The organism is Stenotrophomonas sp. YJH_SMC_133, from assembly GCF_059370655.1.
Genome location: NZ_JCAFTW010000007.1, coordinates 192738 through 217198, shown reverse-complemented (window position 1 = coordinate 217198; position 24461 = coordinate 192738). Strand labels below are relative to the sequence as shown.

At 65.5% G+C, this 24461-nt stretch carries 25 protein-coding genes and 3 tRNA genes; 9 read left to right on the top strand and 19 right to left on the bottom strand.

Going from position 1 to position 24461, the window contains the following annotated elements; translation table 11 throughout:
- On the bottom strand, nt 1-678 hold the full coding sequence (locus AC5P78_RS12150) for a response regulator transcription factor (protein WP_138969717.1): 678 nt from the start codon (nt 676-678) through the stop codon (nt 1-3).
- 145 nt (nt 679-823) lie between these two features.
- Between AC5P78_RS12150 and AC5P78_RS12145 the strand changes: the two genes are divergently transcribed.
- Together AC5P78_RS12145 and AC5P78_RS12140 are read left to right on the top strand one after the other, a co-directional pair.
- Nucleotides 824-1591, top strand: coding sequence for a MipA/OmpV family protein (locus tag AC5P78_RS12145; protein WP_049397610.1), 768 nt, complete (start codon nt 824-826; stop codon nt 1589-1591).
- A 30-nt stretch (nt 1592-1621) separates the two neighbouring features.
- Entirely contained in the window at nt 1622-1906 is a 285-nt protein-coding gene (locus tag AC5P78_RS12140; RefSeq protein ID WP_005408868.1) for a hypothetical protein, read from the top strand.
- 42 nt (nt 1907-1948) lie between these two features.
- Here AC5P78_RS12140 and AC5P78_RS12135 read toward each other — a convergent pair whose 3' ends face one another.
- Nucleotides 1949-2089 (bottom strand): hypothetical protein, encoded by a 141-nt coding sequence (locus AC5P78_RS12135; protein ID WP_005408867.1) that lies wholly within the window; start codon nt 2087-2089, stop codon nt 1949-1951.
- Nucleotides 2090-2251: 162 nt separating this feature from the next.
- Here AC5P78_RS12135 and AC5P78_RS12130 point away from each other — a divergent pair, with 162 nt between their 5' ends.
- From AC5P78_RS12130 to AC5P78_RS12120, 3 genes are all read left to right on the top strand, one after another.
- A complete protein-coding gene (locus AC5P78_RS12130; RefSeq protein ID WP_005408866.1) occupies nt 2252-2821 on the top strand; it encodes a TlpA family protein disulfide reductase in 570 nt (189 codons plus the stop codon).
- A gap of 112 nt (nt 2822-2933) precedes the next feature.
- Entirely contained in the window at nt 2934-3122 is a 189-nt protein-coding gene (locus AC5P78_RS12125) for a hypothetical protein (protein ID WP_005408865.1), read from the top strand.
- Between the two features lie 257 nt (nt 3123-3379).
- Nucleotides 3380-3712, top strand: a complete 333-nt coding sequence (locus AC5P78_RS12120) for a hypothetical protein (RefSeq protein ID WP_005408864.1) — start codon at nt 3380-3382, stop codon at nt 3710-3712.
- A 94-nt stretch (nt 3713-3806) separates the two neighbouring features.
- Here AC5P78_RS12120 and AC5P78_RS12115 read toward each other — a convergent pair.
- The 3 genes from AC5P78_RS12115 to uvrB all read right to left on the bottom strand — a co-directional run bounded on the left by AC5P78_RS12115 (nt 3807) and on the right by uvrB (nt 6186).
- A tRNA-Val gene (locus AC5P78_RS12115) sits at nt 3807-3881 on the bottom strand.
- A gap of 98 nt (nt 3882-3979) precedes the next feature.
- Nucleotides 3980-4054, bottom strand: a tRNA-Val gene (locus AC5P78_RS12110).
- Between the two features lie 107 nt (nt 4055-4161).
- The gene (uvrB, locus tag AC5P78_RS12105; protein WP_005408863.1) at nt 4162-6186 is read right to left on the bottom strand and encodes an excinuclease ABC subunit UvrB; all 2025 of its coding nucleotides are present in this window, start codon (nt 6184-6186) and stop codon (nt 4162-4164) included.
- A gap of 129 nt (nt 6187-6315) precedes the next feature.
- On the opposite strand from uvrB, the gene AC5P78_RS12100 reads away from it, so the two are divergent.
- On the top strand, nt 6316-6852 hold the full coding sequence (locus tag AC5P78_RS12100; protein ID WP_099470581.1) for a GspH/FimT family pseudopilin: 537 nt from the start codon (nt 6316-6318) through the stop codon (nt 6850-6852).
- 48 nt (nt 6853-6900) lie between these two features.
- Here the strand turns inward: AC5P78_RS12100 and AC5P78_RS12095 are convergent.
- The 11 genes from AC5P78_RS12095 to grxD all read right to left on the bottom strand — a co-directional run bounded on the left by AC5P78_RS12095 (nt 6901) and on the right by grxD (nt 20341).
- A tRNA-Asn gene (locus AC5P78_RS12095) sits at nt 6901-6977 on the bottom strand.
- 47 nt (nt 6978-7024) lie between these two features.
- Entirely contained in the window at nt 7025-7450 is a 426-nt protein-coding gene (locus AC5P78_RS12090) for a type IV pilin protein (protein ID WP_005408861.1), read from the bottom strand.
- A gap of 13 nt (nt 7451-7463) precedes the next feature.
- Nucleotides 7464-11252, bottom strand: coding sequence for a pilus assembly protein (locus AC5P78_RS12085; RefSeq protein WP_012479678.1), 3789 nt, complete (start codon nt 11250-11252; stop codon nt 7464-7466).
- 11 nt (nt 11253-11263) lie between these two features.
- Nucleotides 11264-11785, bottom strand: a complete 522-nt coding sequence (locus AC5P78_RS12080) for a pilus assembly PilX family protein (protein ID WP_005408859.1) — start codon at nt 11783-11785, stop codon at nt 11264-11266.
- Between the two features lie 3 nt (nt 11786-11788).
- On the bottom strand, nt 11789-12958 hold the full coding sequence (locus AC5P78_RS12075; protein ID WP_138969719.1) for a PilW family protein: 1170 nt from the start codon (nt 12956-12958) through the stop codon (nt 11789-11791).
- Nucleotides 12955-13455 carry a type IV pilus modification protein PilV gene (gene pilV, locus AC5P78_RS12070; protein WP_106549010.1) on the bottom strand — a complete coding sequence of 167 codons (501 nt, stop codon included), beginning with the start codon at nt 13453-13455 and terminating at the stop codon, nt 12955-12957. Before pilV ends, AC5P78_RS12075 begins: the two co-directional genes overlap by 4 nt.
- Nucleotides 13452-13967, bottom strand: a complete 516-nt coding sequence (locus AC5P78_RS12065) for a GspH/FimT family pseudopilin (RefSeq protein ID WP_043034372.1) — start codon at nt 13965-13967, stop codon at nt 13452-13454. The genes pilV and AC5P78_RS12065 overlap by 4 nt, the downstream gene beginning before the upstream one ends.
- Before the next feature lie 161 nt (nt 13968-14128).
- The gene (gene ppnN, locus AC5P78_RS12060; RefSeq protein WP_049432572.1) at nt 14129-15517 is read right to left on the bottom strand and encodes a nucleotide 5'-monophosphate nucleosidase PpnN; all 1389 of its coding nucleotides are present in this window, start codon (nt 15515-15517) and stop codon (nt 14129-14131) included.
- Nucleotides 15518-15769: 252 nt separating this feature from the next.
- The gene (locus AC5P78_RS12055; protein ID WP_081113781.1) at nt 15770-19015 is read right to left on the bottom strand and encodes a TonB-dependent receptor; all 3246 of its coding nucleotides are present in this window, start codon (nt 19013-19015) and stop codon (nt 15770-15772) included.
- A gap of 232 nt (nt 19016-19247) precedes the next feature.
- Nucleotides 19248-20024, bottom strand: coding sequence for an SDR family NAD(P)-dependent oxidoreductase (locus AC5P78_RS12050; RefSeq protein WP_076739105.1), 777 nt, complete (start codon nt 20022-20024; stop codon nt 19248-19250).
- On the bottom strand, nt 20021-20341 hold the full coding sequence (gene grxD / locus AC5P78_RS12045; RefSeq protein WP_005408852.1) for a Grx4 family monothiol glutaredoxin: 321 nt from the start codon (nt 20339-20341) through the stop codon (nt 20021-20023). Before grxD ends, AC5P78_RS12050 begins: the two co-directional genes overlap by 4 nt.
- 121 nt (nt 20342-20462) lie before the next feature.
- Between grxD and AC5P78_RS12040 the strand changes: the two genes are divergently transcribed.
- Complete coding sequence (locus AC5P78_RS12040) at nt 20463-21041, top strand: superoxide dismutase (RefSeq protein WP_032966020.1); 579 nt, start codon at nt 20463-20465, stop codon at nt 21039-21041.
- Nucleotides 21042-21155: 114 nt separating this feature from the next.
- Here the strand turns inward: AC5P78_RS12040 and AC5P78_RS12035 are convergent, their stop codons facing one another.
- The 3 genes from AC5P78_RS12035 to purE form a co-directional block, all read right to left on the bottom strand.
- Nucleotides 21156-21497: a carboxymuconolactone decarboxylase family protein gene (locus tag AC5P78_RS12035; RefSeq protein WP_005408850.1), complete on the bottom strand. Its 342-nt coding sequence runs from the start codon at nt 21495-21497 to the stop codon at nt 21156-21158.
- Nucleotides 21498-21609: 112 nt separating this feature from the next.
- Nucleotides 21610-22758, bottom strand: a complete 1149-nt coding sequence (locus AC5P78_RS12030) for a 5-(carboxyamino)imidazole ribonucleotide synthase (RefSeq protein ID WP_138969720.1) — start codon at nt 22756-22758, stop codon at nt 21610-21612.
- Nucleotides 22755-23258, bottom strand: coding sequence for a 5-(carboxyamino)imidazole ribonucleotide mutase (purE, locus tag AC5P78_RS12025; protein ID WP_005412808.1), 504 nt, complete (start codon nt 23256-23258; stop codon nt 22755-22757). Before purE ends, AC5P78_RS12030 begins: the two co-directional genes overlap by 4 nt.
- 58 nt (nt 23259-23316) lie before the next feature.
- Here purE and AC5P78_RS12020 point away from each other — a divergent pair, with 58 nt between their 5' ends.
- Entirely contained in the window at nt 23317-23586 is a 270-nt protein-coding gene (locus tag AC5P78_RS12020) for a Trm112 family protein (protein ID WP_005408847.1), read from the top strand.
- Nucleotides 23583-24434 (top strand): carboxylating nicotinate-nucleotide diphosphorylase, encoded by an 852-nt coding sequence (gene nadC / locus AC5P78_RS12015; protein WP_241875701.1) that lies wholly within the window; start codon nt 23583-23585, stop codon nt 24432-24434. The genes AC5P78_RS12020 and nadC overlap by 4 nt, the downstream gene beginning before the upstream one ends.
- The last annotated feature ends 27 nt before the right edge of the window (nt 24435-24461 follow it).

Here is a 24461-nt window from a genome sequence, read left to right as displayed (position 1 = left end):
TCAGGCCTCCGCCAGCAGGTAGCCGACGCCGCGGATCACATGGATCTCCACGCCGGCCCCGGCCTGTTGCAGCGCCTTGCGCAGCTTGGAGATATGCGCGTCCAGTGCATTGGACTGGATCTCGTCATCGAAGCCGTACACCGCCGCCTCCAGTGCACTGCGGGTGACGGTACGCCCCTGCCGCATCGCCAGCGCCTGCAGCACCAGCACCTGGCGCCGGGGCAGCGCCAGCAGCTGGCCATCGACCCGCGCCTGCAGCGATTCGAAATCGAACTCCAGCCGGCCCAGTCGCAAGCGTGGTGTCACCATTGCCGAGGGCCGTCGCGAGACCGCACGGATGCGCGCCATCAGTTCCTCGATCGCCACCGGCTTGACCAGATAGTCATCGGCGCCGACATCCAGGCCCTCGACCTTGTCCGACAGCGTGCCCTTGGCCGTCAGCATGATCACCGCCAGGTTCGGACGCAGGGCCCGCGCAACGGCAACGAAGCCAGCGCCATCGCCATCGCCATCAGGCAACTGGCGGTCGAGCAGCATCAGCTGGTGCACCGGTTCGCGCAGCGCGATGGCCGCTTCGGCCAGGCAACCAACCACATCGGCGACCACGCCCTGCCGCTCCAGCCCCGATTGCAGGGCACGGGACAGGTCAGGATCGTCTTCGACCAGGAGGATGCGCATCGGGGGCTCGGCTACCGGAAACGGTGCCGATCATAGTGCCTGGCGCCCACTTTTTCCGCTTCGGCCTGGCGGATGCGCCGACGCAATGTTCTGACAATGTTGCTCCCCCATCATGCGCAGCCATCCTCCGCAACGTCGTTGACCGATGCCGCCACTGCCCTCGACCCTGCTGCGCCCGCTGCTGTTCTCCGCTGCCTTTGGCCTGCCGGTGTTCGCGCAGGCCGCCGACAGCAACCCGGGCGTACAGGCCGGCATCAGTGCTGGCGCGACCTCGGGCGCGTATGCGCACTACGACGTCAAGCCACTGGTGGTCCCGTCCATTGCCTGGCAGGGCCAGCGCTTCTTCGCCAGCCCGGGCTCGCTGGGCATGTACCTCTACAAGCGCGAGGGCCTGCGCCTGTCGGCGGCGGTCACGCCCTACACGCTGCGCTTCAAGACCGACGACGTGAACGATCCGCAGCTGCGCCGGCTGCACAGCCGGCAGATGTCCGCCATGGCCGGCATCAATGGTGAATACAGCGCCGACTGGGGCATCGTCGAGGCCAGCGTGATGCGCGAGGTCACCGGGCACGGAGGTGGCATGGAGTCGCGCCTGCACTACAGCTATCCGATCCAGGCTGGTCGCTTCACCTGGGTCCCGAAGGTCGGCGTGGTCCACTCCAGCGCACGCTTGCTGGATTACTACTACGGCATCAGCGATGAGGAAGCGCTGCGCTCGGGACTTGCCGCCTACAACCCGGGCAGCGCGACATCACCGAGCCTGCAGATCGCGGTCAGCACGCCCCTGGGCACGAAGTGGCGCGCGACCGGCGTGGTCGCCAACCAGTGGTTCGGCGATGCAGTAAAGGACAGCCCGATGGCACGACGCGGTACTCAGTCATCGGCCTTCATTTCCCTGATGCGCTCGTTCTGAACGAGCACCCGCTACGGACAAGGACTCCCCATGGCCTCCGTCTCCCCCACCTCCGAAGCACACGCGATCCTGCGAGCCCCCGATCTGGACAGCGCCGAACGCGTCTACCTTGGCCTGATGCCCGACCTTGAGCACGTAAGCGCGCTTGCACGTCGCGCGCTCGGCCAGTCGCGCGTTGCCGACGCAGCCCGGGGATACGCGCTTTCGATGACCCTGGTCGGGCTGCGCCTGCAGGAACTGGAAATGGGCGAGGCCAGCGCGAAAGAGCACCGGCAGGCCACCCTGCGCAGCCTGCGCCAGGCCTTCAGCGCCTGAGCACCGGCCTGCCGCAACGCGGCGGCAGTGCCGCGCCCCCGCTCAGCGGAACGTGGTCCAGGCCAGCACAGCGGACAACAGGGCGACCCAGATCACTGCCTTGAACGTACCTTCCAGCATGTTGCCGCCGAACAGCAGTTCAAAGAACGGATTGGGCCTGGAAACCGGCACATGATCGCTCATCGTTGAAAGATCCTGGGGATGGGTGGAGGGCATGCACGCATGCCTGCGCGGGCACAACTCTAGTACATGCGCTCCGTCGGAGGATGTGCCGGGAACATCCGCTTAACAACCTGCGCGCCAGTTCGGGTATGTTCGACCCAACGCTGTGTTCAAGGATGATCGATGCTCAAGCGCGTCCTGTTCCCCGTTGTCGCCCTGCTGCTGTCCGTGCTGGTCATCGCGCTCGGATGGCAGAACCGCCAGCTGCGGCAGATCAATGAGCAGATGGCCACGCAGCTGCAGGACATGCGTCTTGCAGCACATGGCCTCGAACTGGGTAGTCGCCCGGATGCGCTGGCGCTGCGCACCACGCAGCAGACCTTCGTCGATATCGGCGGTGCCCGCGAGGTTCCGCAGATCCTCTATTTCTTCTCCACCGCATGCCGCTACTGCCTGGCCTCGGTACCGCAGCTGCAACAGATCGCTGCGGCCCGCGGCAACAGCGAACTGGTCGGTGTCGGCATGCCGCCATACGACCAGCTGGCGGACTACGCCGGCAAACATGCACTGCGCTTCCCGATCGCCATCGACAACGAAGCCGCCGCGTCCACGCGCTATCGCGCCACCGTCACGCCGATGCTGATGGTGCTGGCTGCCGATGGCCGCGTTGCCTACAAGCATGTCGGCCAGCTCGACGCCCAGGTCGTGCAGGCTGCCGTCGCGTCGCTCGCACCGAAGCCGGCGCTGCCCTGATCCCGCGTGCCGCGCATTGCGTCGCGGCCCCCTGTTACCGCATTCGCGCCACAACCGGCACTCCCGTGCCTTCGGCAACTGCAACTCCACAACGCCAACCAAGGAGATACACATGATCGGAAAGAAAGTGCTTTCGTCCGTCGCCGGTATCGTCGTTGTCGCGGCCATGGCCTTCGGCGCCAGCCAGGCCTTCGCCGTCTCGCCCAAGACCGGATATGCACCGGGCTGCGAACCACACCCGCAGTGCCCGTTCGGCAACGCGGGCAAGCACGGCCAGCTGCTGTGCTGCGATCCGTTGTAACCGGATCCGTGCATGGGGTCGGCATCGCTGACCTGCCACACCCGCCGCGGAGCTGAGCCAGCGCCGCGGCCATGACCGGGCCACCCCGCAGTGGCCCACCACGCCGGGCCGCCTTGAAGCGCGGCCCGGCACTTCCTGGCCCGGATTCATCCTTCCCGCAGCGACTTGGCGGGCGCTTTTCCGGCTTTCGTCGCATACCGGTTTCACAGTGCGGGGGGCAGTGCCACGCTGGACTCCCTTCTCCGGAGCACCGTGCCATGCCGATGCTTGCCCTGCTGCTGTTGTGCGCTGGCCTGTTCGGCCGCGATGCCGACGCCGGGGATGCCTCCCTGCGCAGCCAGATCCTGCAGGCCGACGTCGGGCAGGCGGGCGTGCCCCCGGCACATGACCAGACACCGGAGCCGACGGCCCTGCAGTTGTACCGGTTGCGCCAGGACCGCGTGCTGCGCGTGGGCAACCAGCGCCTGCCTGCAGGCGGCCAGCAGCATCAGGCCGGTTCAGCACGTTTCGCGCAGGTCTGGGAACGCGTGGACGGGCACTGGCGGCTGCAGCGCATGATCAGCATCGACGAATGGGTTGCCCAGCGCTGACCTGGGGCACCGGCGACCGTCGCAAACGAAAAAGCCGGCACAGGGCCGGCTTTCATCGTGATCCACCGCTGCACCGGCAATGCCGGGAGCCAGGTGGTGGGCGGTACAGGGTTCGAACCTGTGACCCCTACCATGTCAAGGTAGTGCTCTACCGCTGAGCTAACCGCCCATCTTGTTCCTGCCGCCCGAAAGCTGGCCCTGCTACGTAAAAACCCGGCGCCAGGGCCGGGCTCTTCAGTTCACGACAGCCTCCTTCCGGAGACTTCGTGGTGGGCGGTACAGGGTTCGAACCTGTGACCCCTACCATGTCAAGGTAGTGCTCTACCGCTGAGCTAACCGCCCGTTTTTGCTTCTGAACGTCCGCGATTGCGTCGGTGCAGGCCGCGTATATTACGGATGCCGGCCGTGAAGCGCAACACTTTTGTGAAGAAGATGCTGCACCGCCGCGTTCAGCCCAGACTCGCTTCCTTCAGCTGCCGGATCTGGTCACGCACCCGTGCGGCATCCTCGAATTCCAGGTCCTTGGCGTGCTGGTACATCTGCTGTTCGAGCGCCTTGAGACGCGCCGCCAGCTGGGCCGGACCGAGCGAACGGTAATCGGCTCCGTCCTCGGCAACACCCGCCCTGCCCTTGCCCTTGCCCTTCTTGGCTTCCTTCTCCGCCGCATCCGAACGCGCACCTTCGAGGACGTCGACGATCGGGCGCGCCACCGAGCGCGGCACGATGCCATGTTCTTCGTTGTACTCGACCTGCTTGGCGCGGCGGCGGTCGGTCTCGTCGATCGCTGCCTGCATCGAGCGGGTCACCTTGTCCGCATACAGGATCGCCTTGCCGCGCACATTGCGGGCGGCGCGGCCGATGGTCTGGATCAGCGAACCGGTGGAGCGCAGGAAGCCTTCCTTGTCGGCGTCGAGGATCGCCACCAGCGACACCTCGGGCATGTCCAGGCCTTCGCGCAGCAGGTTGATGCCCACCAGCACATCGAACTTGCCCAGGCGCAGGTCGCGGATGATCTCCACGCGCTCGACCGTATCCACGTCCGAGTGCAGGTAACGCACGCGGATACCGTGTTCGGTCAGGTATTCGGTGAGGTTCTCGGCCATGCGCTTGGTCAGCGTGGTGACCAGCACTCGGTCACCGGCCTTGATGCGCGCGTTGGCCTCGCTCATCAGGTCGTCGACCTGGGTGCCCACCGGGCGGATCTCCACCACCGGATCGATCAGGCCTGTCGGGCGCACCACCAGCTCGGTGATCTCGTCGCCGGCCTCGCGGTACTCATACGGGCCCGGCGTGGCGGACACGTAGATCGCGCGCGGGCAACGCGCCTCCCATTCCTCGAAACGCAGCGGTCGGTTGTCCAGTGCCGACGGCAGGCGGAATCCGAACTCGACCAGGGTCTCCTTGCGCGAGCGATCGCCCTTGAACATGGCGCCGATCTGCGGAATGGTCACGTGCGATTCGTCGATGACCAGCAGCGCGTCCGGCGGCAGGTAGTCGAACAGCGTCGGTGGCGGCTCGCCGGCGTTCTTGCCGGTCAGGTGCCGCGAGTAGTTCTCGATACCGTTGCAGAACCCGACCTCGGCCATCATCTCGATGTCGAACTGCGTGCGCTGTGCCAGGCGCTGCGCCTCCACCAGCTTGTTTTCCGCGTACAGCTGCTCAAGCCGCTCCTTCAACTCCACCTTGATCGTTTCCACCGCGGCCAGCACGCGCTCGCGGGTAGTGGCGTAGTGGGTCTTGGGGTAGACGGTGAAACGCTGCATGTTGCGCATCGTCTCACCGGTGAGCGGGTCGAACAGGGTGATCTTCTCGACCTCGCCGTCGAACAGCTCGATGCGCAGCGCTTCGCTGTCCGACTCGGCCGGGAACACGTCGATCACTTCGCCACGCACGCGGAACGTGCCGCGCTGCAGCTCGTACTCATTGCGCGTGTACTGCAGCTGGGTCAGGTGATTGATCAGGTCGCGCTGGTCGATGCGCTCACCCTTGGACAGGATCAGGCGCAGCGACAGGTAGTCCTCCGGCGCACCCAGGCCATAGATCGCCGACACCGTGGCCACCACGATCGCATCCGGGCGCGACAGCAGGGTCTTGGTCGCGGCCAGCCGCATCTGCTCGATGTGCTCGTTGATCGAACTGTCCTTCTCGATGAAGGTGTCCGACGAAGGCACGTAGGCCTCCGGCTGGTAGTAGTCGTAGTAGCTGACGAAATACTCGACTGCGTTGTGCGGGAAGAACGCCTTGAACTCACCATACAGCTGCGCCGCCAGCGTCTTGTTCGGTGCCATGATCAGCGTCGGCTTCTGCACGTTCTGGATGACGTTGGCGATGGTGTAGGTCTTGCCCGAGCCGGTGACGCCCAGCAGGGTCTGCTTGGCGATGCCCGCCTCGAAGTTGCTGGTCAGCTTCGCGATGGCATCAGGCTGGTCGCCCGCCGGCGAATACGGCGAGACGAGTTCGAAACGGTCGCTCATGGTGTTGCCAGTTCCCGGGAAGGACAAGTATACGGGGCAAGGGGTGACGGCCGGCTGAGGGCTTTCCGGGCAGGCGGGCGCGGCAGTGCCTGATGGCGGCCGTCCCGCTGCGGCGCGAGGCTTGATGCCATGCATCGCACTCCCGCCCACTGTCGTTCAGCATCACGCGGCATGCATCTGGTCGAGATGCTGGTGGTGATCGCCATCCTTTCCGTTCTGCTGGCCGTGGGCTGGCCGGCCCTGCGCCCGGTGCTGTTGCGGCAACGCGCCGACGCCCTGCAGCTGACCCTGCATGCCAGTCTTTCCAGCGCCAGAAGCGAGGCCCTGAAGCGCCGCGAACTGATCGGGCTGTGCGCCAGCGACGACGGTGAGCAGTGCTCCCGCGACTGGAGCGCAGGGTGGATCATCTATCGCAGCGGCAGGCACCGGGGGACACCAGCATCCGCCCAGGACATCCTGATCCACCATCAAGGCCGGACCGACATCGCCATCGTCGCCCAGGCCAGCGGTGGACGGCCGCTGCTGTTCTTCCAGCCTGACGGGCGCAGTCCCGGTGCCAATCTGACGCTGCGCATCTGCGCAGGAGACCGGCTGCATGGCAGGTTGGTCATCAACAACGGCGGCCGCATCCGCAGCGAGCGTGTCGACCGCACCCTTCCCTGCTGACGGGCCAAAACGACAAAAGCCGCGATTTCTCGCGGCTTTTGGAGTATCTGGCGCCCGAAGTTGGACTCGAACCAACGACCCCCTGATTAACAGTCAAGTGCTCTAACCGGCTGAGCTATTCGGGCGGGGAGGCGCATTGTACTGGGCGTTCAGAGGAAGATCAACACCTGATTTACCAGCAATCGGAAACCGTGCCGCTGGCCGTTTTGCGGTTGGCCTGGTCCACGCTCAGCGTCCCGCAGCTGTCCTTGGTCTGGTTGCCCTGGGGCGTCGCAGTCAGCGTGAACGAGGACGCCTTGCCATCGAACGTGATCGCGTACCGTGTGGTCCCGCCCTCGCGCGGCGACACCTTGCTGGGCAGCGCGAAGCCCGAGTAGGTGTTGTTCACCGAGTAGTAGCGCTCAGCACGCTGCGCGTATTCCACCAGGTCCGCCTTGGCCACGCCCCGGTGCGACTGGCGGATGTACTGCTGGTACGACGGAACGACAATCGCGGCCAGGATGCCGAGCACGATCACCACGATCATCAGTTCGATGAGGGAGAAACCGTGCTGTTTGCCGGGACGACGCAGGGTACGGGAAAGAGTGTTCAGGCTCATGGGCATGTCTTCGTTACTGGATCTGACGCCAGGATTGGCGACCGCAGGGATAAGGCACGTACATCGTCGGAGCACCCGCCACGTTGACCGCCATCCAGCAGGCACGTCCGCCTCGATCGGCACCCTTTGCCAGGCGTGGCATCACCGAGACATTGACGTCCTTCACCGGTGCGGTGCCGCCGGTGTCGAGACTCACGCCAGCCGTGCCCGCTCCGTAGGGCGTGCCGGTAATGGACCCGACCCGCGCCTGCTCCAGCGATGCAACACCCGAGATCGGATTGAGGCCAAACAGCCAGTTGCTTCCCTCGGTCGAACAGCCACGGCCACCCGCGGTAGGCATGTAGGTCGGCATGAACACCGTTCCCGACGCCACGGCAGGATTACCAACAAAGCGTTCACCTGCGCCGGGCAGTGCAATGCTCCATCCGCGCGCCGCCCCGGAGAAGGGCGTGGCCGTGACCGTGCGCAACTTGTTGGTGGTGGTCACCGTATAGGCCACCAGATTGGCGGGCACGATCGTGGCCTCCGGCTGGTCCTTGCTGGTGTCGTTGACACCGTACAGCGATTGCGCGGTGAGATCCTGGGGGTCATTGTCGAAGGAGAAGCTGCCGGTACCCAGCACCAGCATCACGCCACCACCGGGTCCGGTCACGGCGGTCATGCCACCGGTAATCGGCTGGCGATACACCTGGTTGTTGTTGTTGGTCTGGCGCGCCGTGGTGAACACCGGTGTGGTGACCGAGGTTGCCGTGCTTTCCAGGTCGAACTTCCACAGCGCGCCGCGCTGGTCGGCCGCATAGATCGTGTCCGCCAGGCCGTCACGGCCACGTACACGCCCCGTCCCACCGGCGCTGTCGGCGCGCCAACGGTCGACAGCCACGATGTTGCCCAGGCCATTGTCACCGGCGGGTGCGGTTGCTGCGGCCTCGGTAGCAGTGATCATCCGCACCGCGCCCGATCCCAGGTCGACCACGAACAGCACGGCCTTGCGGCTGAGGCTGTTGTAACCGTTGCCGAAGATCGCTTTCCACGCCACCCCGGTCCCTTCCTTCACCGGCACGATCACCGGCTTGCCAAGGACATGGCCGATGTTCGCCTTTACGGTGCTGTCGAGCCCCGGCGCCACGTCACTGATTTCCCACAGGCGATTGCCGGTGCCGAAGCTGGACGGCGTGGTTATATCCAGCGCGAACACCGAGCGCCCACCGGCGCCGGCCGTACCGACCAGCGCCGTGGCCCAGTTGCCACCGATCTGCGCGTCCGCCACCGCGATCGGTCCATCCACGTAGTAGCGATGACGGAAGCGCTGGTCGGACTTGTTGGCCGCCACGTAGGGATACAGCAGGTTGGCCATGTGGCCCAGCGCGGTTCCAGGGATGTAGGCGAAGGTCTCGCTGCCACCGGCACCGTCACTTACGCCATTGCCGTTCATGCCACCGTCGAAGGCATGCAGCATGCCGTCATTGGCACCAACATAGACCATGTAGCGGCCATTGTTGCGCTTGCGGGTCAGATACGTGGCATACGAGGTCGCCATCGCGGTGCTGATGCGCTGGTAGCCATAGTCGTCGCGGGGCGAACTGATCACCGGGCTGGAATTGACGATGTCGCCCAGCACGGTGGTACGGGTGCGATAGATGCCCCCCGAGTTGCGCACTTCGCGTGATGCGTCGCCGCGCAGATAAGCCATGGCCGTGGCGATGTCGCCGCCCAGCTTTTCAGCCTCGGTCGCAGAACAGCGCGCAATACCCGGATACTGCTTCTCATCCTTGTTGCAGAGATCGGTGAAGGCGATGTTGGTGCTGCTGAAGTCAACTGCAGCATTGCCCTTGGTGGCGACGATGGTGCGCGAACGCTGCGCGCCCAGTTTCTCGGCCGCTTCCCACACCTGCGTGTACTCGGTCTGCTGCGTCTTGTCGTTCACCGCAAGCTTGGATGCCTTCAGGCGGCTGAACCAATCGGTTTCCTCGTTGGCCACTTCGAACTGGGGCGTGACCGCCAGCGACCCGGTACCGATACGCGCGCCGGTCAGGCCCTGGCTGCCCGAAGGCGCTGGCCCGGAGGTGACCGACGAGAGCACCCGGCGCATGGCCGTGGTGATGTCTGCCGGAGTACGCGCGTTGATGTACTCACCGCGGGTATTGGTCGCGGCGTGCCAGATGTCATCCACGGTGCTGGGGTTGTCGTTCTGGCGACTTGGCCAGTTGCTGTAGACCGCCGAATCGGTATACGGGTTCTGTTGCTTGTTCGGATCGAACAGATTGCCACGCGCGCCCAGCGTGATCCCGTAGAAGTTGATATGCAGGTCCTTCTTGCAGTCCAGCGACTTGTCAGTGCTGGTCGCACATTGCTCCGGCACCGGCACTTGTCCCCGGGGCATCCGATCATCGGTTCGCAACGGGTTCACGTAGTAGTACGCGGCAATATCACCCATGGTGTTGGAATTGCCATCCGAGAAGGGAGTCCCCATGTCCCCGTCCACGTTGCCCGGGGCAGGTGCGAGGGATGACGAAAGGTTGTTGCCATTGTTGCTGTAGCCGTCGGTGAACAGCATCACCGCATTCTTCTGGCAGGACAGCTTGATGGGGGCATTGTCATCGGTCCGCATGAACTGCAGGCCCGCAGCGTTGACGGCATGTCGATTCGGCGTGCCACCACTGGCCGTCAGCGCGATCATGCTGCTGTAGAGCGCGGACTTCTGCCCGATCACGCTCATGTCCCGGATCGCAAGCCGTTTGTTGGAGTCTGTCGAACTGTTGTAATTCTGGAAATCATTGATCCGGAAATACCCGACATACATGTCATTGACATTCAATGCGCGCGTCATGCCGGCGATCATCGCCCGGTTGCGGTTACCGTAGTACGAGTACCAGTTGGCGAAGTTCTGCAATGCGGCAGCATCACCGGTCCCGATGACGTACTTCCACATGTCACATCCGGAACCGCAGGCGCCGGTGACCTTGGTTCGCTGGATACCTGCATACGCATTGGCAGTGCCTGGCAACTGCGGATAGGCGTCACCATCGCTGGTGTACGGCATGTAGAACGTTGCGGGCACATAGCGCAGCGACGCATAGCCCGCCGAGCTCCAGGTCGTGCCTCTCGTATTGGCGTTCTCGTTGCCAAAATTACCATTGGCCCTGCTTGCAGTCCTGTAGGACTGCCCGGCCGGTACCGTCATCCCTTCCTGCATCCTCTGGACGTCCCAGGACGAAGTGCCCAGATAGCTGCTGGCGATCGCGAGTGTATCTGTCTCACGAGGATCGATGAGGGTGGCCGACGTGCTCGCGTCCGGATACGACTGCACCTCTTCATTTACGATCCGCAACCAGGGCTCGTACTTGATTGCGGGGTCGTAGTAGGTTGGATTGTAGGCCGCTGATCGTGCGAACCCGAAGACATCCAGAGCGGGGATGCCGTTGTAGTTGTTGATCCGGGCGCCCGGCAACACGTAGAAATAGCTGCATTCGCCGGTCTGGATGGCATTGCCCCACCGATCATAGGTGGGGAGTACGTCATCGGGCGTGTTGAGAACACCGGCCGACCGGAAGAAACTCTTCCTCCCGTAGTGCCAGCACGCCGTTCCGTCCTGCCCCGGGAACTGGGTCTGGAAGGTCATCGAACCCGAATCGTCCACCGCCATGATGAATGACGGCGGCGCGGAGACCTTCAGGTTCATCGGGTGCTGCGACAATGTGCCCTGCGCCTGCGCGGCGAACAGGTTCATCGCAAGCCAGGTGCCGCCAGCCACCGCCAGCAACAGCCCGGAGCCGGCCAGGATCTTGATCTTTCGGGTCGCCATGACCGGGTTCCTCAAAGCTTGAAAACAGTGTCGACAGCCGCCGAGGAAGTACCCTCGTTGCTGGTGGCGGCATCGCGATCGGAGCCGAACGCGGTGATCTGGTAGACGCGGGTGGGCTCTTCGCTTTCCGGCGTGCCCATGCCCAGCGTCGATTCGCCCTGGATGCAGGCGTCGATGCGGCGCACGCTGACCACCGGCGCCGCCGACAGTTTCTGCTCTCCCACCCAGCGGGTGGGATCGAAGCCGTCATCGCAGATGCGCTTGATGGCGTCAGCCTTCAACGAGCCGCCGTCGCCGGTATTGTTGTCGATCTCCTCGATCGACCGCTCGGCGTCACGGACCGCCCGCTCGCTGGCCTGGAACGCCACGTTGGCGGCCCGGTAGTTGGAGGACATGCGCTCCTGCATGCTCGCCACCTGCATGCCGACCACGCCGATCAGCGACAGCAGGATCAACAGCATCAGAGCCACGTACAGCACCGCACCGCGCTGCTGCGTACGCCCCTGGAATCGACGGGAGACGGAGGGCTTCATGGGTCAGTTCCCGAACAGTCGGTTGCGCAGTGCCACGGACACCTCGTAGGAGGCGCGGTAGCGATCGTCGTAGGTCGTGGGCGGATTGAAGCCAACGCCGAGCACGCCCAGCTGGGCCACGGCCGTATTGGCCTGCTCGGCCGCGGCGCGCTGCGGGCTGCGCACCAGCAGTCCAAACTGCACCAGGCCAACCCGTCGCCACGCAGCGACAGCGGCGGCATCGGTACCGGTACTGACCCCGCTGGCAGTCTTCTGAAAGGCGATTACCCCGGACGGCGGCGCGGTGCTGCTGATCGCCGTCTCGGTATCCTGGCCGTAGAGGAACTGCAGGCTCTCAATGCCCTCCACCAGCTCCTCACCGGTGGCGAACGTGTTGTCGCCAGCGCCACGCGCGCGGTACAGCGCGGGTTCGCCGGCGGTATTCGTTGCCACGTAGTACGCCATCGATTCCACCCGATAGACCATGGTCACCGCGTTGTTGGCCGAATACGCCGAGAGATCGACCTTGCTGGCCGTGATCGTGCTGTCGGCGATTTTCCCGGCGAACACATCCACCTTGCTGCAATCGGCCACGGCAAACGCCGAGGGCGTGGTGACGGCACCGGCCGACAGTCGGGCCGCCGCGTCCTTGGCGATCGTGATGTCCGGTGAATTACCGGAACCGATGGACAGCACCGGCGAGCCTTCCGGCGCCAGGTAGCGCATCACGATGATGTCGCTGCCACCCAGCGGTTTGGGCTTCAGATTGGTGATCGCCGACGGCGTGCTGCCGGCAGCTCCCCAGCTTGCGCCGAGGGTCAGCTTGTTGCCAGGCGCGGTGCCCTGCGCCTCGTAACCCTGGATCGGCACCGAGAAGTCCATCGGGCTGCCATCACCCGACTTCACGCCGGCAATGTTGACCTTGACACTGTCCTGGGCGCGCACCAGGTGCGCCTGGTCGTTCACGCAGCCCATGTGCCCGGCCATCCGGATGTCGCGCTCGAGGAACTCCAGTGCGAATCGAGCGTTTTCCTGGGTGCGCGCGACACCCTCGGACAGCTGCGACGCCGCCCGCGAGGCCATGAAGATCTGGGTCACGCCCAGCATCAGCACCAGGCCGATGACCAGCGAGATCAGCAGTTCCACCAGCGAAAGGCCTGCCGCATGGCTGGCAACGGAAGGCGCGCGCTTCATAGACGGGTAACCAGGGTGAACGTGGTGATGCTGTCGGGATTGGCTGCGTTCCATCGCTCGTCTCCCCAGCCGATGCCCACCGTGACCAAGCCATCATTGACAGTCACGTTGGCGCTGGCCTTGCCTCCCAGCACCTTGACGACCTGGCATTGCCAGCGCGCCACGTTCGCCTTGGAGGCCGTCACGTCGGCACTGTTGGGCCAGGTGCAGGGGCCCGCCGGTGCGGTGACCGAGCCGGCGGTGAAGGAGGCCTTGGTGTATTCGCCACCGTTGAGGGTTTCGCTGCGCTGCACGCGCATCAGCTCGATCAGATCGTAGGCCAGGCTGGTGGCCTGGGTGCGCTGGCTGGCGCTCTGCACGAACCGCACGTTCATGGTCTGCAGCAGCGCAAAGCCAAGCAGGCCGAACGCCAGCACCAGCAGCGCGATCAGCACCTCGATCAGGCTGAAGCCACGACTGCGGGCGGGCCCGCCCAAGCCGGAACGACGACGTTTCATTTGCAGGTTCCTGCGGTGGAGCGGACCTGACCGGAGAACAGGACGATCAGGGTCCGCATGGGGTCACCCGCCTTGCAGCCTTGCGGCACCAGGCTCACGACCTGGTCGGCGGACGCGCGACGGCGCCCCTGGGAGTCGAAGGAGATGACGGCCGGGCTGGGAGCCTCGACCGCCAGGCTGCTGCTGCCCTTGGAGAAGCGCAGCACGCTCTCGCTGCCGCTGACGGAGCCATCGCCATCGACGTCGCCCCAGGCCAGCATGCCCTTGCTCCACTCGCCATCGCAGGACGTGCCGTTGCTGCTGCCGCACACCCCGCCACCGTGGCGGTTGCGGATGGCCTCGCTGCGGGCGAGCGACAACAGACCGATCACCTCGTTGTTGGTGGTGGTCAGGCGGTTTGAGCGCATCGCGGTGCGGAAGCTGGGATAGGAGATGCTGGCCAGAATGACCAGGATGACCAGCGTGATCATCAACTCGACCAGCGTGAAGCCGTTTTGCCGGCGCAAAGACATTGGACGCTCCCCAGCGTGTTGATGGCCACGATGGGCCATCGCCCTGCCACCGGCAAGCGGCGGCAGGATGAACGGTCAATCCAGGGCGACGGGCGTCAAAGCCTTGACGACCCGCCCCGCCCCACCCCGGCCGGCGCGATCCCCATCGCGCCGGCGCAGGCTCAGGCCAGCACCTGGTAGCAGGGCTGGTATTCGCCGGAGATCTTCATCCGGCGCTGCTCGACGAAAGCGCGCAGCAGCCCGTCCAGGGCCTGCATCATGTCCGGGTCGCCATGGATCTGGAACGGCCCGAACTCTTCGATGCGGCGCATGCCGTCTTCCTTCACGTTGCCGGCGACAATGCCCGAGAACGCCCGGCGAAGGTCCGCCGCCAGCGCATGCGGTGCACGCCCGTGGTGCAGGTCCAGCGCCGCCATCGCCTCATGGGTCGGCACGAACGGCTGCTGGTACTCCCACGGAATCTCGATCGACCAGTTGAAGAAGAACGAGTCCTTCTGCGCCAGGCGGTGCTCGCGCACGCGCTTGATGCCATTGGCCATCTTCTTCGCCACCGCGACCGGGTCGCCGATGATGATCTCGTAGCGCTCGGCTGCTTCGTCACCCAGGGTCAGGCGGATGAAGCGGTCGATCTGCTCGAAGTACGGCGCCGCCACGGTCGGTCCGGTCAGGATCAGCGGGAACGGCAGGTCCTTGTTTTCCTCGCGCAGCAGGATGCCGAGCAGGTACAGGATTTCCTCGGCGGTACCGACGCCACCGGCGAACACGATGATGCCGTGGCCGATGCGGACGAAGGCCTCCAGGCGCTTCTCGATGTCCGGCATGATCACCAGGTGGTTGACGATCGGGTTCGGCGACTCGGCGGCGATGATGCCCGGCTCGGTCAGGCCGATGTAGCGCGTCACGGTACGGCGCTGCTTGGCATGGGCGATCGTGGCCCCCTTCATCGGGCCCTTCATCGCGCCCGGGCCGCAGCCGGTGCAGATGTCCAGGCCGCGCAGGCCCAGTTCATAGCCCACCTGCTTGGTGTACAGATACTCGTCGCGCGAAATCGAGTGGCCGCCCCAGCACACCACCAGGTTCGGGTCACCCGGGTTGAGGATGCGCGCATTGCGCAGCAGGCCGAACACCGCGTTGGTGATGCCCTCGGACGACTCCAGCTCGGCCGCGTAGGCAGGGCCCATCTCGATGGCCATGTAGGCCAGGTCACGCACCACGGCGAACAGCAGTTCGGCAACACCGCGGATGATCTCGCCATCGACGAAGGCCATGGCAGGTGCGTTGACCAGGTCGATGCGCACGCCGCGATCCTGCTGCGCTACCTGGATGTCGAAATCGGGATACAGATCGCGCGCCGCGCGCGGATCGTCAGAGGCACTGCCGCTGGTCAGCACGGCCAGCGCGCAGCGGCGCAGCAGCTCGTGCATGCCGCCGGCAGAGGCATCGCGCAGGCGGGCCACTTCGGCCCGCGACAGCACATCCAGCCCACCACGCGGGTAGATCCGCGCGTCCTGCACCGGCAGTGCGCGGGCTGATTTTTCGTTCGTGGTCATGTCCAATTTTTTGCTTCCTTCAAGGTTTCCGACTGTACTGCCACCCCCTTAAAAAGCAAAACGGCCGGGAAGCCCGACCGTTGGATGTGTGCTCCCCGCGTTCGCCTTTCCGGGACCGCATCGGCGGCGTTGGCACCGCGCACATTTCCGGATGCTACGCCGATGCAGAGTGGCGTGCAAGGACTTTCGCCTGAACGGAAAACGGCCGGGTTTCCCCGGCCGTTTCCGTTTACATCATCAAGCCCTGACGGATCAGAACTTGTACTTCAGGGTCAGCTGCATCGACCAACGCGACACGGCGGTGTTGCCCTTGTCGTTGTTGTTTTCCTGGATCGAGGAATTGTCGGTACGGCCGGTGAAGTTGTACAGGTACTTGCCGGTAGCCGGGTCGATACCCGAGTAGTTGGCAACGCGACGGGTGGCGTAGAAGCCGTAGTCGTCGATCAGGCCCCACTTCTTGTTCAGCAGGTTGCCGACATTCATGATGTCCAGCGCGACTTCACCCTTGTGACCCTTCACGAAGCCCGGGAATTCCTGGCTGATACGGACGTCGAAGCTGTTGACCCACTTGGCACGGTGCGAGTTGGCCGGGACCACGCTGCCACGGTAGGCCTCGAGTTCCGGGTTCTGCGCCAGCCAATCGAAGAACTTCTTCTCCATGTCGGCGCCGCCGGTGAAGATCACGTCACCCGGGCCCTTCGGCACGTAGAACAGGTCGTTGGTACCGGCACCGTCGCCATTCACGTCGTTGTAGTAGACGTAGCTGTACGGACGGCCCGAACGGCCTTCATAGAACAGGCCAACGCGGGTGGCGTTGTCACCGAAGAAGTTGTGCTTCCACTCCAGGGTACCGGTGATGCGGTCCTTGATCGCGTAGCGCGAGTTGTACGCAACGTTGTCGTTGGCGTTCAGGCTCAGCGTGTTGTTCCAGTTCGAGGTGTTCTGCGAGCTGGACAGCGGGCTCACTTCCTTGGACTGGGTGTAGGTGTAACCCAGCGACCAGCCCCAGTTCTCGGTCAGCGGCTTGGCCAGCGAGAAGGTAGCCTGCGAACCGCGACCCTTGTCGGTATTGCGCAGCAGGATCACGTCGCCGATGTCACCCGGACGGTTGACACGGTCACCCGGGCAGGTCCGATCGGTCGCCGAGCAGGCGCGACCATTCTTCTGGCCAGCCTGCATGCCGTTCGGGCCGGCATTGGCACCATTCATGCCGTAGTCGTTCCAGTACAGCGCGCGACCGTCCTGACCGACCGAACGGTTGGCATTCGGGGTCATCACGTCCAGGCGGTCGAAGTACAGTCCATCCTTGACCTTGGTGAACAGCACTTCAGCCGACGCCACGATGCCGTACCACGGCAGCTCGTGGTCGAACGCCAGGTTGGCCTTCCACACCGACGGCAGACGGGTGCCCGGAGCGATCAGGTCAACGTTCTGGCGGGCCGAGGCCAGCGACGGGTTCGGGATGTACGGGTTGTCGGCGTCGAAGCTGAAGCCACCCGGGTTGCGGGTCAGGTTGTACTCGGAGTAGTTCAGGCCGGTGTTCTGGTAGGCACCTGCCAGCCACACGTTCGGAGCAGCGCCGCCGAACAGGCCAACGCCACCGCGCAGCTGGGTCGGACGATCGGTGTCGAAGGTGTAGTTGAAGCCGACGCGCGGCTGGAACAGCTTCTTGTCGACCAGCTGGGTGTTGTTGAAGCCGTACAGCTGTTCGATGCGCGGGTTGTACAGGCGCTGGGTGCTGAAGTCCGGCATGTCGATACGGATACCGAACATCAGGCTCAGGTTGTAGTTGATCGCCCAGGTGTCCTGGATGAACAGGCCGGTGTTCTTCAGGTGGAACTTGGCCGGGATGTCGTCAACGCTGCCGCCGGCGCGCGGGACGCGCACCTGGTAGGCCGACGGGGTACCGGCTTCAAACGCAGCCAGGTCGGCGAACTCGTACGCGCCGTACAGGTTGCGGCCATAGAAGTTCATCAGGTCGTTGTCGGTGTAATCGAAACCGAACTTGACGGTGTGGTCACCGATGTACCAGGTACCGGCACCGAAGGCGCTCAGTTCCTTCGACTCGACGATGTTGGTGTGGGTGTTCTGCTCGGTACCCAGGTACAGCGAGTTGTTGCCGAAGCGCACGCGGATCTGCGGCAGGTGCGAGGCAGCAACGCGGTTGGACGAGTAGTCCTTGTGCGAAACCTTGAACTCGGTCGAGAAGTTCTCGGACCAGTCACTGAACAGTTCACCCATCCAGGTTTCGTACTGGGTCGGCTGGGTGTACCAGAAGTCGCTCAGCGAGATGGCGCTGTTGTTGACCTGCGGGAAGCGGACGACGTCCTGCTTCATCTTGTTGTAGCGCAGGGCCGCGCGGTGGTTCTCGTTGATGTTCCAGTCGAGCTTGATCGCGTACTCTTCGATCGAGGTCTTGTTGTCCAGCGCGCCGATGCCGCCAACCGGGTAGCCCAGGTCGGACATGCGCTTCTGCACGCGGGCGATGTCGGCGTCGCTGATGCCGTTCGGCTTGTTGTACGGGGTTTCGCCGAGGCTCACGCCGCCGCCGCTACGCTCGTACTTTTCATAGTTGGTGAAGAAGAACAGCTTGTCCTTGACGATCGGGCCGCCCAGGGTCATGCCGTAGGTCTTCTCGTCCTTGAAGCCGTTGAAGTCCGTCGTGTCACCTTCCAGGCGCGTACGGATCATGTCCTTGTCGCGGTAAGAACCGTACACGGTGCCGTGGAATTCATTGGTACCCGACTTGGTCACGGCGTTGATCACCGCACCGGTACCACCGGCGATGGTGGTGTCGTAGTTGGCCAGGTCGATGTTGATTTCCTGGATGGCGTCCATCGACACCGGCTGACGCTCGGTCGGCAGGTTGTTGGAGCCCAGGCCGAACGGATCGGAGGCGCTGATGCCGTCGATGCGGATGGCGTTGTAGCGGGTGTTCTGGCCACCGGCCGAGATCGCGCCGTCAGCCTTGCTGACCTGCGAGATGCGCGGGTCCAGGCGGATGTAGTCCTGGATGTTGCGGTTGGCCGACGGCAGCGCGTCCATCGTTTCGCGGGTCACGTTGCTGCCGGTGCCCATCTTGTTGGCGCTGAACAGGTCCAGGCCGCCGGCGGTCGCAACAACGTTCACCGCGTCCAGGTTGGTCGCAGCCAGGTCACCGCCCAGGTTGGCGTTGACGGTGTTGACCTGGTTCAGGTTCAGGTAGACACCCTCTTCGGTCTTGGTGCCTTCACCGGACTTGGTGATGGTGATGGTGTACGGACCACCCACGCGCAGGCCGCGCGCGTTGTATCGACCCGACGCATCGGTGGTGGCACGCGAAACGGTGCCCGACTCGGTGTGGGTGATGGTGACTTCAGCGCCGGCGACAGGCTGGCCTGCGGCGGACATCACCTGGCCGCCGACACCGGCAGAGGTGCTCTGGGCGAAGGCGGGAGCGGCGGCGAGCGCAGCCACGAGACCAAGGGTGAGCTTGGACATCCGGAGTGGGTGGGTCATTTTTCGGTAGCCTCGATGCGAGTTGGCGATGGCGGAAAAAAAGCGCATCCAAACAGCCCTGCGGGTGGCTGGTCGGAGATTTATCTGGGGTTCCCTACCGCTTGGCTGAAGGCAGCCACAACGGTTAACACTAGATTAACACGCTACGCCATCAATGTGACGGTTGTGCGACAAACGGCACCGGATCGCAACGCAATCGTGACGGGTTCTTCACTCCGCCTTTCCCCCGGCCTCATTCCGGCAGGGGCGCCTCACTGGCGTCGAGAATCCGGCCCCGCCAGGCAAGCCCAGCGCTGGACAGCAGGGTCACGGCCGCCGCAGCGGCGGCCTCCGGGCCCCGGGCGGCCGGGTCCTGGTCGACGGAATAGGCCCTGGCGCGCAGCGCCGTGCGCAGGGGGCCCGGATACAGGCCGCTGACCCGCACCGGGCTGCGGCCGAGTTCGTCATGCAGGCTGGTGATCAGCCCGCGCAGGCCATGCTGGGCCACACCGTATCCACCCCAATAGGCCTGCCCCACCCGTTCGGAGGCATCGACCGCAAACACCAGGGCCGCGTCGTCGCGCTGCCGCAGCAGCGGCAGGCAGGCCTGGGTCAGCCACGCCGGGGCAGTGAGGGTGACATGCACCGCACGGGCGAAACTGGCCGGGTCGGCCAGTTCGAACGGGGTCAATCCGGGGAAATGGGCGGCACAGACCAGCACTCCATCCAGGCGTCCCAGCTCGCGCTGCAGGGCCTGGGCCAGTTCGGCATAGTCGTCGGGGCCTGCACCCTCCAGATCCAGCGGATACAGCAGCGGTTCCGGGCCGACGGCCTGGACCTGGGCATAGACACGGTCCAGGCGGCGCGGCTTGCGGCCCAGCAGGACCACGGTGGCCCCGGCGGCGGCGGCGGCAACGGCCGCCGCACTGCCCAGCCCACCGCCGGCGCCGGCAACCAGCACCACGCGATCCTGCAACGGGCGGCCATCGAGCGCCCCCTTGGTCGGTGACGTCGATGGCCAGGCACTCATCCCTGGGTCGCCTCTTCGACGATGCGCTTGAGCTCGCCGGCTTCAAACAGTTCCAGGACGATGTCGCAGCCGCCGATCAGCTCTCCATTGATGAACAGCTGCGGGAAGGTCGGCAGGTTGGAGAACCGCGGCAGGTTGGCGCGGATCTCGGGTTCTTCCAGCACGTTGACGGTGCGCAGGGTGACCGCGCCGGCTGCCATCAACGCCTGTACGGCGCGGCTGGAGAAACCGCACATCGGGTATTGCGGGGTACCCTTCATGAACAGCACGAGCGGGTAACGATCGACCTCGGCCTGGATTTGCTGCATTACCGCCACAACCTCACTCCTTGCTTCGCCGGACAAACCGACCGCGGTGGTCGGCTAGACTGCCCACGGTAGCCGCCATTGTAAGCGGATGGAACCGGCTGCCGCCGCCCCTCTGGCCACGAACCTGTCCATGCCTGTCGAATTGCCTGCCCTGCCCTACCTTTCCGGCTCCCTGCAGCCGCACCTGTCCGCACAGACCCTGGAGCTGCACCACGGCCGCCACCATCGCGCCTACGTGGATGCGGTCAATGCCGGCATCCTCGGCACCGAGTGGGAAGACGCGTCACTGGAAGAGATCGTCCGCCAGGCCCAGGGCAAGCTGTTCGATGCGGCCGCCCAGGCGTGGAACCACGGCTTCTACTGGCAGTGCCTGCGACCGCGTGGCGGTGGCGAACCGCAGGGTCGCCTGGGCGAGCTGGTGAAGCGCCAGTTCGGCGACGTGCAGCGCCTGCGCGAGGAATTCAACCGCACCGCGCTGGGCCTGTTCGGCTCCGGCTGGGTGTGGCTGGTGCAGCATCCGGGCGGACAGCTGGGCATCCAGGCGACCCGCAATGCCGGCACGCCGCTGACGGGTGAAAGCACGCCGCTGCTGTGCTGCGATGTCTGGGAGCACGCCTACTACACCGACTACCAGAATGATCGCGCGCGCTATCTGGACGCGTTCTGGCAGATGGTCAACTGGGAATTCGCTGAGAGCCAGCTACGCTGAGGCAACGGCTCCGCCCCGGGGTAGTGCCGGCCGCTGGCCGGCATCCCCATCGGTGTACAGAGATGGCGAATCTGCCGGCCAGCGGCCGGCACTACCGGAAAGCAGAGCGTGGCTTCACGCGTTCTCGTGCGCGGCCACCGCATCCATCACCCGCGCCGAGTACACCAGCGCCGCACCGGCATTGAGCGACACCGCCACACCCAGCGCCTCGGCGATTTCCTCGCGGTTGGCACCGTGCTTCAGCGCGGCATCCACGTGCACGGTGATGCAACCGTCGCAGCGGGTGGTCACCGCCACCGCCAACGCGATCAGCTCGCGGGTCTTCGCATCGAGGTGGTTGGTCTGCGCGCCAGCGTTAGCCAGGGTGGCGTAGCCCTTGACCGTATCCGGTGAGAGCTTGCCGATCTCACCGATACGGCCCTTCAGTTCCTTGCGGTAGGCATTCCAGTCGAGCATGGGGGTGACTCCTGTGAAAGGAGCTCCACGCTACCACCGGGAATGTTGCGCCGATGCCTGCACCGGCGCTTCACAGCGTTGCACTGCCGGCCAGCGGCCGGCACTACCGGGCTCAGCGATTGCGCAGCGCGTGCACCGCCGGCGCCACCTGGGCCTGGCGATCCAGCTCCAGGCCGACCTGCTCCAGCGCATCGGCCAACGCGGCAGCATCGTCATCGCGCAACGTGGCGTGGCCGACCTTGCGGCCTTCGCGCGGCTCCTTGCCATAGTCGTGCCAATGGCCGCTGGCCTGGCCCAGCACCGGTGCCGGGTCCGGCATCGCGCCCAGCCAGTTCAGCATGCAGGCGTGGCCGAGCATGCGGGTGCTGCCCAGCGGCAGGCCCAGCACGGCACGCAGATGGTTCTCGAACTGCGAGGTCTCGCTGCCTTCGATGGTCCAGTGGCCGGAGTTGTGTACGCGCGGCGCCATCTCGTTGGCCAACAGCTCGCCATCGCGACAGAACAGCTCCAGCGCGAACACGCCGACGTACTGCAGGTGCTCGGCGACACGGCGGACATAGCCGATCGCGGCCTGCTGCTCGGCATCGGACAGCACAGCCGGTGCCACGCTGGCCGACAGCACGCCGTCGACATGCCAGTTGCCGGTGACCGGCCAGGCTTCGAAGCTGCCATCGCGGCCACGCACGGCGACCACGCTGACCTCGCGCTGGAACGCCACGAAGCCTTCCAGGATCAGGCCGGTACGCTCGACCTGCGCGCCCAGTGCATCCCACGCGGCGTCGATGTCGGCCTCGCTGCGCAGGCGGAACTGGCCCTTTCCGTCATAACCAAGGCGGCGGGTCTTGAGGATGCACGGCAGGCCGAACTCAGCCGCCTTCGCAGCCAGCTCGTCACGGCTGCGGATATCAGCGAAGGCCGGCAGCGGGATGCCCAACTGCTGGAACAGGGTCTTCTCGCTCAACCGGTCCTGGGCCACCGCCAGCGCGGCCGGCGGCGGATAGACCGGCACGCGGTCGACCAGGAACTGCGCGCTGTCTGCGGGCACGTTCTCGAAATCGAAAGTGACCACATCGACCTTGGCGGCGAACTCCGCCAGCGCGTGGCGGTCATCGAAGGCACCGACGGTGAGCGGCGCCAGCGGGCCACTGCAGGCGTCGGCCGCCGGGTCGTACAGCTGGAAGCGCAGTCCCAGCGGCGCACCGGCCAGGACCATCATGCGGGCGAGCTGGCCGCCGCCCAGGATGCCGACGGTCAGGCTCATTGGCGCGGATCGTCGTGGGCCATCACGTCTTCGGTCTGGCGTGCACGGAAGGCGTCGAGCGCCTGGCCGATCGCCGGCTGGTCGCTGGCCAGCATCGCAGCAGCGAACAGCGCCGCGTTGGACGCGCCGGCATTGCCGATGGCGAAGGTGGCGACCGGGATGCCGGCCGGCATCTGCACGATCGACAGCAGCGAATCCATGCCGTTGAGGGCCTTGGACTGCACCGGCACGCCCAGCACCGGCACGGCGGTCTTGGCGGCGATCATGCCCGGAAGGTGCGCAGCCCCGCCGGCGCCGGCGATGATCGCGCGCAGGCCACGCGGGCCCGCCTGCTCGGCGTAACTGAACAACACATCCGGCGTCCGATGCGCGGACACCACCTTCACTTCGAACGGAACACCCAGGGCTTCAAGCTTCTGGGCGGCGTGCTGCATGGTTTCCCAGTCGGAACGGGAACCCATGACGATGCCGACAAGCGGCGCGATCGGGTTGGGGGTCATTGGCCGTCACCTGCCTTAAAGACGTATTCTAGCCATCTTCCACGCAAGACGAAGAACCATGGATCGCAAGCTGCTCGACCTGCTGGTGTCGCCGGACACCCGCCAGCCCCTGTCCCTGCTGGATGGCAAGGGCCTGGAAGCCCTCAACAAGGCCATTTCCGCCGGCGCGGTGAACAAGGCCGATGGCAACCCGCTGGCGCAGCCGCTGCGCGAAGCCCTGGTCACCCGCGACCGCAAGCAGGTGTTCCGCGTTGACGACGGCATCCCGGTGCTGCTGGCCGAGGAAGCCATCCCGACCGCCCAGATCGCCGACTTCCCGGCCGCATGAGCGCGCTGCCGACGCCGGATGCGGCCGTTGTCGCCGCCGATGTCGCGCGGGCGCTGGCCGAGGACCTGGGCAGCGGCGACGTCACCGCCGCCCTGCTGCCCGACCAGGCCGACAGCGCTTACCTGCTGTGCAAGCAGGACGGGGTGATTGCCGGCCGCCCGTGGTTCGACGCCACCCACCGCGCACTCGACCCGGACGTGCGCATCGAATGGCGTGTCTCCGAAGGTGACGCGGTCACCGCAGGCACCGTGCTGGCCCTGCTGCACGGGCGCAGCCGCAGCCTGGTCAGCGCCGAGCGCACCTCGCTGAACTTCCTGCAGACGCTGTCTGGCACCGCCACCACCACTGCCCGCTACGTGGCGGCGGTGGCCGGTACCGGCACGCGCATCCTCGACACCCGCAAGACTCTGCCTGGCCTGCGCCTGGCGCAGAAGTACGCAGTGCGCTGTGGCGGCGGCGACAACCACCGCTTCGGCCTCTATGACACGGTGATGCTGAAGGAAAATCACATCCGTGCCGCCGGTTCGCTGGCCGCGGCGGTGGCCGCCGCGCGCCAGCAATGGCCCGCGCTGCCGCTGGTGGTCGAGGTCGAGGACCTGGCCCAGCTGCGCCAGGCGCTGGAAGCCGGTTGCGAGCGCATCCTGCTGGATGACTTCAGCCCCGACCTGCGCCGCGAGGCAGTGCGCATCACGGCCGGCCGCATTCCGCTGGAAGTGTCAGGCAGCGTGGGCCTGGGCGGCCTGCGTTCGATCGCCGAGGACGGCGTTGACTGCATCTCCATCGGTGGACTGACCAAGCACGTGCAGGCCATCGATCTGTCGCTGAAGCTGGGCCCGCCGCCGGGTTGAGGCCTGGCGTGGGGGCCGATCCGTTGT